We start from the raw sequence: 15,613 nt of genomic DNA on the forward strand, positions 1-15,613 counted from the left end.
ATCTATTTCCATAAATTTCTCCAGGTGCCGGTCACGTTATTGGCTGTTTGAGGGTAACGGGTCAGTGCGACAAAACTATTGTCCATGGAGGACTTATAAATGCAGCGTAATGGAATAACGCTTCCGCCGATTGTTGTGCGTCCGGATAAACAAGATGAATATTTACATTATTTAGGTGCAGGGGACGGCTCGGGACCAGGCATTAACTTTGCGCCGTTGGGTGAAATACTCGATATGGAAAGTATCTATAAAGATACTTCCAGGAATATTGCTCAGGTCATTGAAAATGAACTGGCAGAAGCGCGGGCGGCAGGTGATCAAAGTGTCTTGCCGCCTTTGGATGCGCTGGCGCGGGAGATGCAATTCAGGGATTCCCTGATCGCCAGGAAGTTTGGTGCGCTTTTGGTGGCCAAGGACGTGGCCATCGAACGTTTCGGCCACGCCCAGGTTGAAACCTTTTTCAACGGAGGCCGCTTACCGCAAGTCAATCGGCGAAGCGCCAGCGTCAGCGTACGGCAGGCTTATAGCGCTCTGTTCAACGCCAAGTTACTGGTTGAGGGCATTGGCGTGTTGAACAGCCAGTCGGCCACGGTCAAGGGCATGATTGCCGTGGTGCAAGCGCAGGAAGCCGAGCGGATCGCTCAGGAGCAGGCGCGGTTGGCGGCGGAATACGCCAGGCAGGTTGCACAGGAACAGGCCCGCGTCGCTCAAGAGCAGGCGCGGCGGCAGGCGGAGGAGCTGGCGCGGCAGGCCGCGGCCGATGAAATCAGGCGGCTCGAAGAGGAACAGGCCCGTTTGGCGGCTGAGGCACTAGAGCGCAAGCGTGCCGAGGAACAGGCAGCGCTTGAGGCTGAGGCCGAAGCACGCAGGGTTGCTGAGGAAAAGCGCTGGCAGGACACCTCCGGTGGGCACAGTAGCCTGTTGCGCTTTCAGGGCAATACCAGCCACGCCCAACTGGTATTTGCGACGTCCGCTGGTGCGGTCGCGATTGCAGACAACCTGATGGCGGGTTTTGCCGCTTCGATTCGCGCGGCGGTGGCCGGTTTATCGGAGGTGGCTGCCGGCGCGGCGTCCGGGCTGATGGTGGGGGTGAGTGCGTTTGTCTATTCCCCGGTGTTGGGCAATGGAGAGTTGCCTGAACGCTTTCTGCTCAGCCTCCCACTGGCAGATCTGCTGCCCGGTCAACTGCCTGATCTGGACAGGCTGGCAAGCGAAAGAGCACGACTGAATCTGCCGGTACGTTTGAGCGCCCGTCCGCTGACGGGCTCTCTCGCCGAACTGCTTGTCGTTCCGGTAGCGGGGACAAAACGGCCTTCCGGCGTTCGCGTGGTTGCAGCTGGTTTCAACGCAGGGAACAACACTTACAGCGCGACCCTCAATGACATCCCGCCGACAACCGCGGTCTGGACTCCCGCAGTAACGCCGGCAGACAGTTCAACGCTGTTCCCCATCGAGAATCCGTCCCCACCGCGATATATCGGCGGCAACCTCGTGCCGATTGAAGGACGGATCGACGCTCACCCAGGGCGGGGCAGCATTCGTTTCGACGACTTCATTCTGGTCTTCCCGTCGGAATCGGGCCTGCCACCGCAGTACGTCATGTTCCGGGATCGACGCAATGATCCAGGGGTGGCGAGTGGTCATGGAGCGCCGGTTGCGGGTGGATGGCTGGAGGCGGCTACGCAAGGTGAGGGGGCGGCAATTCCCTCAAAAATTGCAGATCAATTGCGAGGCAAGAATTTCAAGGATTTCAGGGCATTCAGGGAGACTTTCTGGAAAGCGGTGAGCGCTGATGCGGAACTGGCGATGTCGTTTGATCCAGGTAGTCTCAGTGCAATGAGCAAAGGCCGATCACCGTATGTGAAAGCGGGCGATCGGGTTGGTAAACGAGTGAAGTTTGAGTTGCACCACGTCTCATCGTTATCGGATGGTGGGCAGTTGTACGATATTGACAACCTGCGGTTGCTAACTCCGAAACAGCATTTGGCAGTTCATAAGGGAGGCGAGTAATGAAAAAATTAATGATCAATGAAATGTCCGAAGAGCAATTCTTGCATTTCGTACAAAAGATATACCAATCGGATTACGCGACTGAGAAGGGGCAAACCTCAGCTGTAATGGAGTTTGAACGACTGAGCGAACATCCAGCGGGTTCCGATTTGATCTACTACCCAGAATCGGGAAAAAGCGGTCCGGAAAATATTGTGGCGGAAGTCAAAAGGTGGCGGGCCGCCGAAGGAAAACCTGGTTTCAAAGCCAGATAAAACTAGCCCCCTATTGGTATTACCTGCCAATAGGGGGCCATCTCTGTTCAGCTTTCCTTTTTGATTTCCACCCCAGGCGTAATCACCTGCACACTCATCCTTGGCGTCGCCAGATCCAGCCCCGCCTCATCCAGTTGCCTTTTCAGCGACAAATTGAACGCCCGGGAAACTTCCCACTGCTTGATCGGCGCAGTCTTGAACCGTGCGCGCAGAATCGCGCTGCCGGACTCGAAACTTTCCACACCCTGAATCTCCAGCGGCGACCAAATATTGCGGCGCTGCAACGGATCGCTGCGCATCTTCTGGCCGACGTCGCGCATCAGTTTGATCGCGTCGTCGATTTCCATGTTGTATGGCACGGCGACGCGGAAGATCGCGTAGCCGAATTCCCGCGAGTAGTTCTTGATGCTTTTGATTTCGCTGAACGGGATGGTGTGGACGATGCCGTCGATATCGCGCAGGCGTACGGTGCGGATGGTCAGGCCTTCGACGGTGCCGAGGTGGCCGCCAACGTCGACGTAGTCGTCGATGGCCAGCGAGTCTTCGATGATGATGAACAGGCCGGTGATCAGGTCAGCGACGAGCGACTGCGCGCCGAAGCCGATGGCCAGACCGATCACGCCGGCACCGGCCAGCAGCGGTGTGACGTTCATGCCCATGTTCGCCAACGCTACGATCAGCGCGATGATGAAAATCGCCACGAACAGCACGTTGCGGATCAGCGGCATCATCGTCTGCGCCCGTGCATTCGCCAGGCCTTTGCGCGAGCGGGTGAGGGCGTGGTGCACGGCGGTGTCGGCGAGTATCCAGATCAGCCAGGAGAAAATCAGCGTGCCGATCAGGCTGAACAGTTTGACGCTGATGTCATGGCCATCGCCTTCGGCGAACGCGATCAGCGAATGGCCCCAGACGCGCAGGCCCAGTTCGATGAAGATCAGCCACACCAGCAAATGCGTCAGGGTGTAGAAGAAGTTTTTCAGTCGCTCCGAATACAGCGCATGGCGTTTCGGCCCGCGTTGCGGTTTCAGCGAATGGCGGCGCACGAGGCCGTTGATAACCATGCACAACACCAGCAGCACCGTGCAGATCAGCGACTGGCGCAGCGCGGTGCTGGTGTCGCCGGCGGAGACAAACGTGGCGAACAGCGAGATGCCGACCAGCACCAGTGCCGGCACGTACCAGAAGGTGCCGAGGATCTCGATGGTGTCGCTGAGGGCGCGGCGGGTCAGGCGGCGTGACAGCGGTTGGTTGCGGATCAGGTGCGCGATCGGTCGGCGGAATCGCAGGATGAACAGGCCGGTCGACAGCGCAGCGAGGACATTGGCCGTGGTCGCGGCGGTGTGCGCCAGATGTACGCCCAGGCTCTCGACCAGACGCGGATCGCTCAGCGCTTCACCAAACGCGGCGAAGCTGCCGATCAGCCACAGCGGCCGAAACGCCTGATGACGCAGGATGTACAGCGCGCGATGGCGGTGCGGGCCGTCGAGCAGGGAGAAGGCGATCACGCAGATCGCCGAGAAACAGGTGCCGACGACCAAGGCATAGGCCAGCACCATCGCCAGGCTTTTGCCCAGCGAAGACGGCAGCACGTAGGTCATGTACACCGTCATTACCAACGCGATCAGCCACGGCCCGAGCTTGCGCAGGGCAAAGCGCAGCATGTCGAGGGCCTTGGGGTGTTGCGGCAGTTCTTCGGTGAGGCCGAAGCGCAGACGCACGCGGTGGCTGAGCCAGATCAGCGCGGCGGCGAGCAGGCTCCAGACCATCAGGATCACTGCGAAACCGAAGATGATCGGCAGCCATTCATTGGCCGGCAGCAGCTTGCTGGTCAGTTCGTCCTTGGCCAGATCGAATTCGTTGGACCAGCGGGTGAGCGGGCTGTCGGCGCCGGAAAACTGTTTTTCGAAGCTGGCGAGGGTGCCGCCGATCAGGCCCAGCACGCCTTCTTCCGGGGTGGCTTGAGCTTTCTTCGTAGCGTCGCGCAGCTTCTTCAGATCGCTGAGCAACTGCGCGCGTTGCTTGTCGTTTTCCAGCGACTTGATCACTTCGTCCAGTGACTGGCCAAGAGGTTCTACGGCTTCAGGCTGCGGTTTGGAAGTGTTGAGCAGGCCGGGCAGACCGACCGCTTGGGCGGGCGCCAGCGGCAGCAGCGTCATCAGGCAGACAAGCAGCAGACCGGGCAAAGCAAAAAGACGAGCGAACACCAGAAGACAACCTCGCGATAGGCGGATGCGCTGGAGTGTACGAGGCCCTTTGGCTCAATGCGAGCCGGGCGCGGTCATTCGTTGAGTTTGGCGAGGATCTTGTAGACCACCGTGGCGAGGATCATCAGCATGCCGATCCACATGGCGAACACCCCGGCGTTCTTGTCGCGGAAGTTGAAGCCGATGGCCAGCAGGATCATTCCGCTGAGGATGGGAATGAGCATGGCGTGGAAGGAGGACATCGAGATCATGAAGACTGCCTTGTCTGTGGGGGATGTTTGCAGTCTAGGCGGGTTTTCGAGGCGGGGTGTGATGTGGCTCAGGAATGCATCAGGCCGGGAGGATTCTGCTGTCTGCACAGGCGATTTCGCGAGCAGGCTCGCTCCCACAGGTGAATGGCATTCCATTGTGGGAGCGAGCCTGCTCGCGAAGCTTGTCAGCCGTTACGGCAATTCACGGCTGGCATAGAACGCACTGAGCACTTTGACCAGATGCGCCAGGTCATGGCTGCCGCACAGTTCGCGAATCGAATGCATGGCGAAGGTCGGCAGGCCGATGTCGACGGTGCGCACGCCCAGATGGCTGGCGGTGATCGGGCCAATCGTCGAGCCGCAGCCCATGTCGCTGCGCACCACGAAGCTTTGCACCGGGACTTCTTCGGCCATGCACAGATGGCGGAAGAAACCGGCGGTTTCGCTATTGGTGGCGTAGCGCTGGTTGCTGTTGACCTTGATCACCGGGCCGGCGTTGAGTTTCGGGCCGTGATTGGCGTCGTGCTTGTCTGCATAGTTGGGATGCACGCCGTGGGCGTTGTCGGCGGAGACCAGCAGGGATTTCTGAATGGTGCGGACGAACTCGTCGCCTTCTGGCAGCAGGCGGCGCAGAGTCTGTTCGAGCATCGGGCCGTCGGCACCGCACGCCGAGCACGAGCCGACTTCTTCGTGGTCGTTACAGACCAGCACGCAGGTCTCGTCGGTTTCGGCGGTGAGCAACGCTTGCAGGCCGGCGTAGCACGACAGCAGGTTGTCCAGACGCGCACCGGCAATGAAATCGCCGTTCAGGCCGATCACCGCAGCGCTTTGCGTGTCGTAGAAACTCAGCTCGTAATCCAGGACCACGTCGGCGTTCAAACCGTGTTCGCGGGCCAGTTGGTCGGTGAGCACGGCGCGGAAATCGACGCGCTCGTCACCGGCGAATTGCGCCAGGATCGGCGGTAGTTCGGTCTGCGCGTTGATCGCCCAGCCCTGGTTGGCTTCACGGTTGAGGTGAATGGCCAGGTTGGGAATGATCGCGATGGGTGCCTTGAAGTCGATCAACTGACTCTCGACCTTGCCGTCACGGCGGAAGGTCACGCGGCCGGCCAGCGACAGATCGCGGTCGAACCATGGCGCCAGCAGCGCGCCGCCGTAGACTTCGACGCCCAGTTGCCAGAAGCCCTGACGTTGCAGTTCCGGTTGCGGCTTGACCCGCAGACACGGGCTGTCGGTGTGAGCGCCGACCAGACGGATACCGTCGTGCAGTGGCGAGTTGCGGCCCATTTTGATCGCGACGATCGAGGTGTCGTTACGGGTGACGTAATAGCGGCCGTTGGCCTCGGTGGACCATGGCTCGCGCTCGTCGAGGCGCACATAACCGGCGGCCTCCAGACGCTGAACGAGGCTGGCGGTGGCGTGGAACGGGGTAGGGGAGGCCTTGAGAAAGTCGATCAGGCCCTGGTTCAACTCTGCGCGCATAAGAAACTCCAGACAGCAATGGGCGGCAGTTTAACGCATCACTCAGCGCCATTGGGCAAGTGGTTTGCGCAAGCACGCTCAGGAGTGCTGATCGATGCGCTTGCGCAGGTAGGCAATGATGGCTTGTTGATCATCCTTTCTGGCGGGTTTCGGCAGGTGCTTCGGCCAGCCCTTGCCGCTGCCGAAGAAGGCCTTTTGCGTGACGCTGTCCCAGCGCAGGATTTCCCGCGACGCCGATTCCCACCATTCGTGACGGCAGATCTCGTAATACGGATGGGCAGGTGCAGCACTGCCGAACAGCAACGCCCGGCCGACTTTCTTCATGCCGCCGCGCTTTTTGCGCAGTTTCCACTTGATGCGCAGACGGTCCCAGGTTGAGGGAACGGGTTTGCTGCGCGGAACCTCGTTGCACAGCTCTGGCAGTTCGGGGTGGAAGGCCTCGCCGTAACGGGCGAAAAAATGTTTCTGCATGGCGTGGAAGAAGTTTTTGTCGGCGAAGTAGTGATAGACGAATTTCTTCGCTTCCTGGATCGGCTGGTCGCGCATGGCAAACGACAGTGCAATCTGTTCGATCGTATGGATGTCGAACGGGTCCTGCGTCCACTCATCGATCAGCCGGACCGATTTCTCCAGCAGCGCTGCATCGCCATCGGTGACGCCGCACAAGCCGCTGTTGTAGAGCTTGAAGCTGTTCGTCGACGAGATGCCGTGGACTTGCAGGCAGCGCGCGAGTTTTTCGTAGTCCGCCCGGTTACAGACGTAACTCCAGTCATATTCGAAGCGGTCCATCACGTAACGGCCGGGCGTGATCATGCTGAACAGCCGGTGCGGCGAACCGAGAAACAGCGTATCGGTGTCGACAAACAGGGTTTTTTCGGCGAGTGTCAGGCCCAGCGCAATGGCGCACGCTTTGCGGCGGTGGTGGTAGCCGTTCTCGCCCTGCCACTGGATCAGGGTCTGCTCGCTCAAAGGGACGGTATCGACCGGCCAGCCGGCATAGTCCTGCGGATGATCGGTCAGGACTCGGATGCACAATGATTCACCTGGCTGCAGTTGTGCCAGGGCGGTGAGGATGCTGAATTTTGCCTCGCGCCGATAAACGTCTTTGTCGCCATAGATCAGGTAGAGCAGCTGGTGCGGTACTTTTTCCAGGGGGGGGAAGGCTTCGCGCATAAGCGGCTCCATACGGCGGGGGGCGCGAGTTTACCGTATTGCTCCGCTGATTTGCAGGCCGGGCACTTGCTTCAAAGTGTTGCCAGGGAGGGCGTCAACCGGTGATCAATCTGCCAGAGAGGAAGACTTCACGGCGTTGCTTGCGACCGACGTATTCATGTTTGCTCAACTGATAGACAGCCTCGAACCTGTCTCTCGATAAGCCAGGCAGTGCACTGAGGTATTGATCTACCAGGCGATCGTAGGCGGCTTCGGTGATGAATTTGTAGATATCCCGACGATAGAAGAAGCCGAGTTGAAAACCGAGTGTTTCACTTGCGTGCGCGGTCGGGCCTGCGAAGCAGTTTTCAAAGTCGATGGCTTTGAGTGGCCTTTGCGTTTGCTCGGGCACCATGATGTTGCCCACCCAGAAATCCATGTGGGTGATGTTCTTGCTGGCGAGCGAGCTGAGCAGTTGAAACGCGTCGAGGATAAAGGCTTCGATGTTTTCGGGATTGCGTCTGATGCACTCGGCCCCATCCATATGGCCTTCGAGCAGGTGAGTCAGCAGGAAGAACTCCTCGGTCAGGCCTAGTCTGCTGCGGGTATAGCCATAGCCCTTCAGTGGAGGCATCTCCACGCCCCGGCGCTGAGCTTCGAGGGAATTCATCAGTTCTTCGAGCGGCCAGTCGAAGCGCCCGTTGCGTTGCGGTTTGTTCAGGCTCACCCGCACCTTTGCCTTGAACGTGTCCAATGGCTGGACCTTGGCAAATAGTGGTGTGTCACAGGACGATAACGGTGCGCTGGCTCGGGTCAGTTTGTGCGCGCGGCGTTTTTTAATGAGCTGCTCCAGGGCCTGGCGTGCCTGGATGCTGGGTGCTTCGCTCAAGTGCAGGGTCGTGTTACCGAATGCGTAGATGATCGGGTATTCGGATTGAAGTGTTTTGCTGCAGAACACGGAAAGGCCTCCTGCCTGATATCGAAGTGCCATGATTTTATATTTGATTACAATTTTATGACAGTTCTTTACGTCAATCTATTGCCGGTGGATTTTTGGCAGGACAAAAAAGCCCTTCACCAGGAAGGGCTTCCAAAGTATTCACGCAATTCAGAACGGAGCCGGGCACTCGAAGCGCAGGCGCTCGCCGGTCTGCGGATGAGTGAAGCTGAGCATGCTCGCGTGCAGGCACAGACGCGGCCAGGCCGCCAGCGCTTGCTCGTGGGCGTAGAGTCCGTCACCGAGCAACGGATGGCCGATCGACAACATGTGCACGCGCAATTGATGCGAGCGGCCGGTAATCGGTGTCAGTTCGACACGGCACCAGTCGCCGCAACGTTCCAGCACCTTCCAGAAGGTCAGCGCATGCTTGCCGAATTCGTGATCGACGACATGCCGTGGCTTGGTCGGTGGGTCGTAGCGCAGGGGCAGATCGATGCTGCCGCTGTCCAGCTCCGGCTGACCCCAGGCCAAAGCGGTGTAGGCTTTTTCGGTTTCGCGATCGTGAAACTGCCGCGACAGTTCGCGATGGGTGTCGGCGTCACGGGCCAGCAGGATGATCCCGGAGGTTTCCCAGTCCAGGCGATGAACGATGCGCGCTTCCGGGTAGCCGTTTTCCTGCAGGCGGGTAATCAGGCAATCCTTGTTGTCGTCTGCGCGGCCGGGCACCGAGAGCAGCAGGGTCGGTTTGTCGACCACCAGTACGGCGGCGTCCTCGTGGATGATGCGGATGTTGGACAGCGGCATTAAAACAGCCTCGTAACAAATGCCAACGGCGGCTCGGGACTGCTGATAACTCTGTAGGAGCTGCCGAAGGCTGCGATCTTTTGACTTTGAAGATCAAAAGATCGCAGCCTTCGGCAGCTCCTACACGAGCATCAACAGCCCGAGCCGCCGTAGCGACTGCCAAATCGACTCAGCGATCGGGCAGGGTGATGTTGAGTTCCAGAATCGAGCAACTGCCCTGGCTTTCCAGTGCAACATGTACGTCGTCGTTGCCGATGTTGACGTACTTGCGGATCACGTCGACCAGTTCCTTCTGCAAGGCTGGCAGGTAATCCGGCGTGCTGCGCTGGCCGCGCTCATGCGCCACGATGATCTGTAGACGCTCTTTCGCTACCGAGGCGGTACTTGGCTTTTTGTTGGCACGAAAGAAGTCAAAAAGGTTCATTACCTACCTCCAAACAGGCGCTCGAAGAATCCCTTCTTCTCGACATCGAGGAATCGGTGGGCTTTTTCTTTGCCCAGCAGGCGGTCGACGGTATCGCTGTAAGCCTGACCGGCATCGCTCTGGTCGTCGAGAATCACTGGCACGCCCTGGTTGGAAGCCTTGAGTACCGCCTGGGATTCCGGGATGACGCCGAGCAGGGTCACCGAGAGGATCTCCTTGACGTCTTCAACGCCAAGCATCTCGCCCTTTTCAACCCGCTCCGGGTGGTAGCGAGTGATCAGCAGGTGTTCCTTGATCGGGTCTTCGCCACGTTCGGCGCGGCGCGATTTGCTCGCCAGCAGGCCGAGCATGCGGTCCGAGTCACGTACCGAGGAGACTTCCGGGTTGGTCACGACGATCGCTTCATCGGCGAAATACATGGCCAGGTGCGCACCTTTCTCGATGCCCGCCGGGGAATCGCAGACGACGAACTCGAATTGTTCCTTGAGCTCCATCAGGACTTTTTCCACGCCTTCGACGGTCAGCGCGTCTTTGTCGCGGGTCTGGCTGGCCGCCAGTACGTAGAGGTTTTCCAGGCGCTTGTCTTTGATCAGTGCCTGTTGCAGGTTGGCTTCGCCGTTTACCACGTTGACGAAGTCATACACCACGCGGCGCTCGCAACCCATGATCAGGTCGAGGTTACGCAAGCCCACGTCGAAGTCGACGATCACTGTTTTGTGGCCGCGCAGAGCGAGACCGGTACCGATAGCGGCGCTGGTGGTGGTCTTACCCACACCACCCTTGCCGGATGTAACCACGAGAATCTTGGCCAAGGTGTTTCACCCCTAAGGAAGAAGGACTGTTCAGCCCCTGAAAAACATCTCTTGAAAACTACTGCAGTCGGACAGCCTTGGCTGGAATTTGGCTTTGGGCCTTTTTCCTACTTCGTTTGAGCCGTTTTCGCTACGTTTTAGAGATGCTTGGAAAATGCGGCAGTATCCGTTAAAGCCGAATGATGTTCAACACGTCGCCTGACAGGCTGACCTGGACGCCCGAGCCCCACATCGGATCGCGACGCAAATCCTCGGAGACCTTGTAATGACCGGCGATGGAGATCAGTTCAGCGCTCAATTGCTGACAGAAAATCCGTGCCTTGGTGTCACCTTTGACGCCGGCCAGCGCACGGCCGCGCATCGGGCCGTATACATGGATGTTGCCATCGGCGAGAAGTTCCGCCCCCGGACTGACCGAAGAGACCACGACCAGATCGCCACCCTGGGCATATATCTGCTGGCCACCACGTACTGGCGTGGTGATTACGCGGGTCGGTTTGACGGTCGGCTCAGGCGGCTTTTCCGGCTTCTTTTTGACTTCGGCTTCCGGCGTCTCCAGCGGACGCTCGCGGGCGCCGGAGGGCGGTAGCACGGGGATGTCGATGGCGATGGCGGCGGCGATGTCTTCGATGCGGCTGGCGCGAATGGCCAGGGTACGCAGACCGTGCTGACGGCAGACGCGCATCAGCCCCGGCAGGTCAACCGCGCCCTGATTCGGCGGCAGTTTGTCCAGAGCCAGAACCAGCGGTGCATTGCTGAAAAAATTCGGCGCCTGGGCGACTTTGGCGGCCAATTGCCGATCGAGGCTTTCGAGGTCGTTACGGGCCAGTTCCAGCACAGTGATGGCCAGCATGCTGCCCTTGAGCTGGAATACGGGATCTTGGTCTAACGGGTCGGTTTGGCTCATGTCGGCATACAACGGCTTGTCACTAAAAGTGCCGAGACTTATAACGAGAACGCCCGCGAGCCGCAAGCCGGGTCGAACGATGTAGAATGCGCGGCCACTGTATTTACGGAAGCTTTAATGGATCGCCCGCGTTTTCGAAAAGCATATCTTGCTCCGCGCTTCTGGCCGCTCTGGTGCGGCCTGGGGCTTTTGTGGCTGATCGTGCAGTTGCCGTATCCGGCGCTGCTGACCATCGGTCGAGTTTTGGGCGCGTTGATGTATCGCGTCGCCAGCGACCGGCGAACCATCGCCCGGCGCAATCTTGAGTTGTGCTTCCCGGAAAAATCCGCCGCTGAGCGCAAACGCCTGCTCAAGGAAAACTTCGCCTCCACCGGCATCGCCTTCTTCGAGATGGCGATGAGCTGGTGGTGGTCGCGCGAGCGTCTGGCGAAACTGGCCCACGTCGAAGGCCTTGAACATCTGCAGAAAGCCCAGCGCGAAGGCAAAGGCGTGATCCTCATGGCCGCGCATTTCACCACCCTGGAAATCGGCGCGGCGCTGCTCGGCCAGCAGCACACCATCGACGGCATGTACCGCGAACACAAAAACCCCTTGTTCGACTTCGTCCAGCGCCGTGGCCGCGAGCGGCACAATCTCGATTCGCTGGCGGTGGAGCGCGATGACGTGCGCGGCATGCTCAAACTGCTGCGCTCGGGACGGGCGATCTGGTATGCGCCGGATCAGGATTACGGCGCCAAGCAGAGCATCTTCGTGCCGCTGTTCGGCATTCAGGCCGCCACCGTCACTGCGACGACCAAGTTTGCACGGCTGGGCAAAGCGCTGGTGGTGCCGTTCACTCAGGAACGTCTGGCCGACGGTAGTGGTTATCGCCTGGTGATTCATCCGCCGCTGGAAGACTTCCCCGGCGAAAGCGAGGAGGCCGATTGCATCCGCATCAATCAGTGGGTCGAGAGTGCTTTGCGTGCCTGCCCCGAGCAGTATCTGTGGGCGCATCGGCGCTTCAAGAGTCGCCCGCCGGGTGAGCCGAAACTTTATCCCAAGCGTCGTTGATTAGCCGATCTGACAAGCACCGTGGAGTGTTGCGATGAGTCCTGCTGAACCGGTCACAGGTTTGATTCTTTCCGGCGGCGGGGCTCGGGCGGCTTATCAGGTCGGGGTGCTGGCGGCGATTGCCGAGTTGCTGCCGGTCGGTGCGGACAATCCGTTTCCGGTGATCGTCGGCACCTCGGCCGGGGCGATCAATGCGGTCAGCCTGGCCAGTGGTGCCATGGATTTTCGCGCTGCCATCGAACGCCTGACCCAGTTCTGGCAGGGCTTTCGCAGCCACCGCGTGTTGCGCAGCGACTGGCCCGGGGTCATCCATCAGGCCAGCCGTTTTGTCAGCCACAGCCTGCTCGGCCTCGGTCGGCAGATGCCGGCGGCGTTGCTCAACAGTTCGCCGCTGCGCGAGCTGCTCGAGGAAAAACTGCACCTGCCCGGCATCGCCGAATCCATCGCGCGCAAGCAATTGCACGCGGTAGCGGTGACCGCGTTTGGCTACGAATCGGGGCAAGCGGTGACGTTCTATCAGGGCGGCGGCACCATCGACGCCTGGCTGCGGCACCGCCGCATTGGCGTGCCGACGCAATTGTCGGTTGATCATCTCTTGGCCAGTTCGGCGATTCCGCTGTTGTTCGCGCCGGTGAAAATCGGCGAGGAATATTTCGGTGACGGCGCAGTGCGCCAGTCGGCGCCGATCAGCCCGGCGCTGCATTTGGGTGCCAGTCGCGTGCTGGTCGTGGGCGTCAGCGGCAACCCGCGCGGCGTCGATCCGCAGCAGCCGCTGGAGCGCGCCTACAGCGGCCAGCAACCGACGCTGGCGCAGATTGGCGGGCACATGCTCAACAGCACGTTCATCGACAGTCTGGAGAGCGATATCGAGTTGCTGCAGCGTCTGAATCAGTTCAGTCATTTGCTCCCGGCCGGCACACCTACTCGTGCGCTGGGTGTGGCGCCGGTGGAAGTGCTGGTGATTGCGCCAAGTCAGCCGATCGACGAAATCGCCGCGCGGCATCGCCAGGAGTTACCGGCGGCGTTGCGCCTGTTTCTGCGCGGGCCGGGGGCGACGAAGACGAGCGGGGCGGGGGTGCTCAGTTATCTGCTGTTCGAGGCGGGGTATTGCAGCGAGTTGATCGAGTTGGGACGGCGGGATGCGTTGGCCAAGCGCGAGGAGCTGTGCCGGTTTTTGCGGATATCGGAAGCGGTGGCTCCTGCCTGAAATCTGCGGTGAGGCCTTCGCGAGCAGGCTCGCTCCCACATTGGAACTCGGTCTGAATGTGGGAGCGAGCCTGCTCGCGAAGCTTTCAGGGTCAGAAGTGGAACTTGACCAGGAAGCTTGTGGTGCTCTGATCGGTCTTGAAGTACTGGCTGTCCTTGATCCCGTACTTGTCCGACCAGTAGTCGTACTCGACACCGACATACAACTGCTTCTCGCCGAAATTCAGCGCCTTGCCCAGGTCGTATTTGACCTGCGGGTTGAAGTGCAGGTTGGCGTGGTAGTCGCCCTTGGAATTGGAGTCGTTGTCGACCACCCAGTCCATGAAACCGTCGATGAGGATGTTCGATTTACCCACCGGGATGGTGTAGGACCACACCGGGGTGATCTGCCAGACATTGTCACCGGCGCGTGCGCCCTGGGTGTGACGCTGGTAGAAGTTCAGCTGGAAGTAGTCGAAGCCAGGAATCGCCAGGTCGAAGCCCGGACCGATCAGGTACGACTCGGTATCGCCTTCACCGAACTCGTAGGTCATGGCCAGCAGCACGTCAGTCACCGGACCAAAGGCCAGTTTCTGATCGAAGATCTTGCCGAATGACAGGCGCGGGCTGAGCTCGCCGTAGTAGGTGTTGGAGCCGACGCCGCCATCATCCTTGCCGTTGTAGAAGATCTTGTCGATGAACAGGAAGTTGTCCCCATACTTCCAGGCATCGGCGTGCTCGAAGGTCACGGTCTGCTGAATGCGCGGGTTGACCTGGAAGTCCTTGCCATACAGGTAGGTCAGGCTGTTGTTCTGCCACTGCAGAAGGCCTTCGGCCATCGCCTGGCCGCCGGCGAACATCGATCCGGCCAGCATCAGGCTGGTGCACATACGTTTCATTCGGTTGCTCCCAAAGTAGGTGTTCCACGTTATTTTTTTAAGATCGGCGCTCTGATGTGGCGCCTTTTTTCGTACCGCAAATTTCATCCGATCGGTCAGCTTTGAATGCTGGTAGCAAAAGCTGCGCCAAGGCTTTTGAAAAACCAAAAAACGCCCGTTCGGCTGCTGAAAAACAGTCGACGAGCGTGTTTTCGGGATGCCTCAGGACTGACCGCAGCCGGGATAAGTTGGCTTTTCGGTCAGAAATTGAATTCAGGCTTTTTTTTAGAGCGAATTCGGAAGGCCGCGGAGAATACTGACTCCTCGGCCAACGCTCAAGTGCCCCGCAACAGAGCACCGACAGCAGGCATGGCGCACGGTTGCGAGCCATCTCAGAAGTGCACCTTCAGCAGCAGGCTGGCGGTGTTCTGGTTGGTATCGAACGCGTGGCTGTTTTCGATGCCGTATTTGTTCTTCCAGTAGCTGTACTCGGTGCCGACGTACAGCTGTTTCTGGCTCCAGCCCATGGCTTTGCCGAGGTCGTATTTGATCTGCGGATTGATGTGCAGGTTGGCGTGGTAGGTGCCGCGCGAGTTTTCGTCGTTGTCGACGACCCAGTCGAGGTAGCCGTCGATCAGCACATCGGAATTGCCCAGCGCAAAGCTGTAGGACCACGCGGGGGTGATCTGCCAGACACCATCGCCGGGCCGCGGGCCTTCGGTCTGGCGACGGAAAATGTTCAGGGTGACGTAGTTGAAGCCGGGCACTTTCAGATCGAAGCCGGGACCGATCAGATAGGCCTCGGTTTCGCCTTCGCCGTACTCGTAGGTCATCGCCAACAGCACATCCTTGATCGGGCCGAACTCGATCTTGCGGTCGAGGATCTTGCCGAAGGACAGACGCGGGGTGAACTCGCCGTAGAAAGTATGCGGCCCTTTGTTCGGGTCTTCCTTGCCGTTGTAGAAGATCTTGTCGACGAACAGAAAGTTGTCGCCGTACTTCCACTTGTCGGCGTGCTCGAAGGTGACCGTCTGCTGATACGAGGGGTTGATCGCGAAATTCTTGCCGTATAGATAGCTGAGGCTGTTGCTCTGCCACAGCAGCAGATCGCCGGCCATGGCCTGACTCGCGGCCAGCAGGCCGCCACTCAACAGAACGTTGCTTTGCGTGCGGGTCATCTGTTGCTCCCTGTTGTTTTTATTGTTTGAGGCACAAGCAGTTGCGTAGTCCCTGTGGGAGCGAGCCTGCTCGCGAAGCGGT

15 protein-coding genes are annotated in these 15,613 nt (G+C 59.4%); 4 read left to right on the plus strand and 11 right to left on the minus strand.

Annotation, left to right across the window (positions count from 1 at the left end; genetic code table 11):
- Window positions 1-99 precede the first annotated feature (99 nt).
- Together ACZ9BE_RS05870 and ACZ9BE_RS05875 are read left to right on the plus strand one after the other, a co-directional pair.
- Complete coding sequence (locus ACZ9BE_RS05870; protein ID WP_476249020.1) at window positions 100-2,010, plus strand: S-type pyocin domain-containing protein; 1,911 nt, start codon at window positions 100-102, stop codon at window positions 2,008-2,010.
- Entirely contained in the window at window positions 2,010-2,264 is a 255-nt protein-coding gene (locus ACZ9BE_RS05875; RefSeq protein ID WP_076566779.1) for a bacteriocin immunity protein, read from the plus strand. The genes ACZ9BE_RS05870 and ACZ9BE_RS05875 overlap by 1 nt, the downstream gene beginning before the upstream one ends.
- Before the next feature lie 47 nt (window positions 2,265-2,311).
- Here the strand turns inward: ACZ9BE_RS05875 and ACZ9BE_RS05880 are convergent, their stop codons facing one another.
- The 9 genes from ACZ9BE_RS05880 to minC form a co-directional block, all read right to left on the minus strand.
- A complete protein-coding gene (locus ACZ9BE_RS05880) occupies window positions 2,312-4,468 on the minus strand; it encodes a mechanosensitive ion channel family protein (protein WP_476249021.1) in 2,157 nt (718 codons plus the stop codon).
- 74 nt (window positions 4,469-4,542) lie between these two features.
- The gene (locus ACZ9BE_RS05885; protein ID WP_016773747.1) at window positions 4,543-4,719 is read right to left on the minus strand and encodes a hypothetical protein; all 177 of its coding nucleotides are present in this window, start codon (window positions 4,717-4,719) and stop codon (window positions 4,543-4,545) included.
- Window positions 4,720-4,911: 192 nt separating this feature from the next.
- A complete protein-coding gene (locus ACZ9BE_RS05890) occupies window positions 4,912-6,201 on the minus strand; it encodes a M18 family aminopeptidase (RefSeq protein WP_476249022.1) in 1,290 nt (429 codons plus the stop codon).
- A 78-nt stretch (window positions 6,202-6,279) separates the two neighbouring features.
- Window positions 6,280-7,374 carry a hypothetical protein gene (locus tag ACZ9BE_RS05895; protein ID WP_476249023.1) on the minus strand — a complete coding sequence of 365 codons (1,095 nt, stop codon included), beginning with the start codon at window positions 7,372-7,374 and terminating at the stop codon, window positions 6,280-6,282.
- 94 nt (window positions 7,375-7,468) lie between these two features.
- Window positions 7,469-8,311: a protein kinase family protein gene (locus tag ACZ9BE_RS05900; protein WP_460142916.1), complete on the minus strand. Its 843-nt coding sequence runs from the start codon at window positions 8,309-8,311 to the stop codon at window positions 7,469-7,471.
- Window positions 8,312-8,461: 150 nt separating this feature from the next.
- Window positions 8,462-9,097, minus strand: coding sequence for an RluA family pseudouridine synthase (locus tag ACZ9BE_RS05905; protein ID WP_024012204.1), 636 nt, complete (start codon window positions 9,095-9,097; stop codon window positions 8,462-8,464).
- A 169-nt stretch (window positions 9,098-9,266) separates the two neighbouring features.
- Window positions 9,267-9,521, minus strand: a complete 255-nt coding sequence (gene minE / locus ACZ9BE_RS05910) for a cell division topological specificity factor MinE (RefSeq protein WP_003223146.1) — start codon at window positions 9,519-9,521, stop codon at window positions 9,267-9,269.
- Window positions 9,521-10,333 carry a septum site-determining protein MinD gene (gene minD / locus ACZ9BE_RS05915; RefSeq protein ID WP_007913953.1) on the minus strand — a complete coding sequence of 271 codons (813 nt, stop codon included), beginning with the start codon at window positions 10,331-10,333 and terminating at the stop codon, window positions 9,521-9,523. The genes minE and minD overlap by 1 nt, the downstream gene beginning before the upstream one ends.
- Window positions 10,334-10,502: 169 nt before the next feature.
- Window positions 10,503-11,240 carry a septum site-determining protein MinC gene (gene minC / locus ACZ9BE_RS05920; protein WP_041479318.1) on the minus strand — a complete coding sequence of 246 codons (738 nt, stop codon included), beginning with the start codon at window positions 11,238-11,240 and terminating at the stop codon, window positions 10,503-10,505.
- 117 nt (window positions 11,241-11,357) lie between these two features.
- On the opposite strand from minC, the gene ACZ9BE_RS05925 reads away from it, so the two are divergent.
- Window positions 11,358-12,290 carry a lipid A biosynthesis lauroyl acyltransferase gene (locus tag ACZ9BE_RS05925; protein ID WP_041479319.1) on the plus strand — a complete coding sequence of 311 codons (933 nt, stop codon included), beginning with the start codon at window positions 11,358-11,360 and terminating at the stop codon, window positions 12,288-12,290.
- A 34-nt stretch (window positions 12,291-12,324) separates the two neighbouring features.
- Window positions 12,325-13,497: a patatin-like phospholipase family protein gene (locus ACZ9BE_RS05930; RefSeq protein ID WP_305382500.1), complete on the plus strand. Its 1,173-nt coding sequence runs from the start codon at window positions 12,325-12,327 to the stop codon at window positions 13,495-13,497.
- A 91-nt stretch (window positions 13,498-13,588) separates the two neighbouring features.
- Here the strand turns inward: ACZ9BE_RS05930 and ACZ9BE_RS05935 are convergent, their stop codons facing one another.
- Both ACZ9BE_RS05935 and ACZ9BE_RS05940 read right to left on the minus strand, forming a co-directional pair.
- Complete coding sequence (locus tag ACZ9BE_RS05935; protein WP_056784020.1) at window positions 13,589-14,374, minus strand: outer membrane protein OmpK; 786 nt, start codon at window positions 14,372-14,374, stop codon at window positions 13,589-13,591.
- Window positions 14,375-14,745: 371 nt separating this feature from the next.
- Window positions 14,746-15,531: an outer membrane protein OmpK gene (locus tag ACZ9BE_RS05940; RefSeq protein ID WP_476249024.1), complete on the minus strand. Its 786-nt coding sequence runs from the start codon at window positions 15,529-15,531 to the stop codon at window positions 14,746-14,748.
- Window positions 15,532-15,613 lie beyond the last annotated feature (82 nt).

The sequence above is a fragment of the Pseudomonas sp. TE9122 genome (assembly GCF_056278925.1).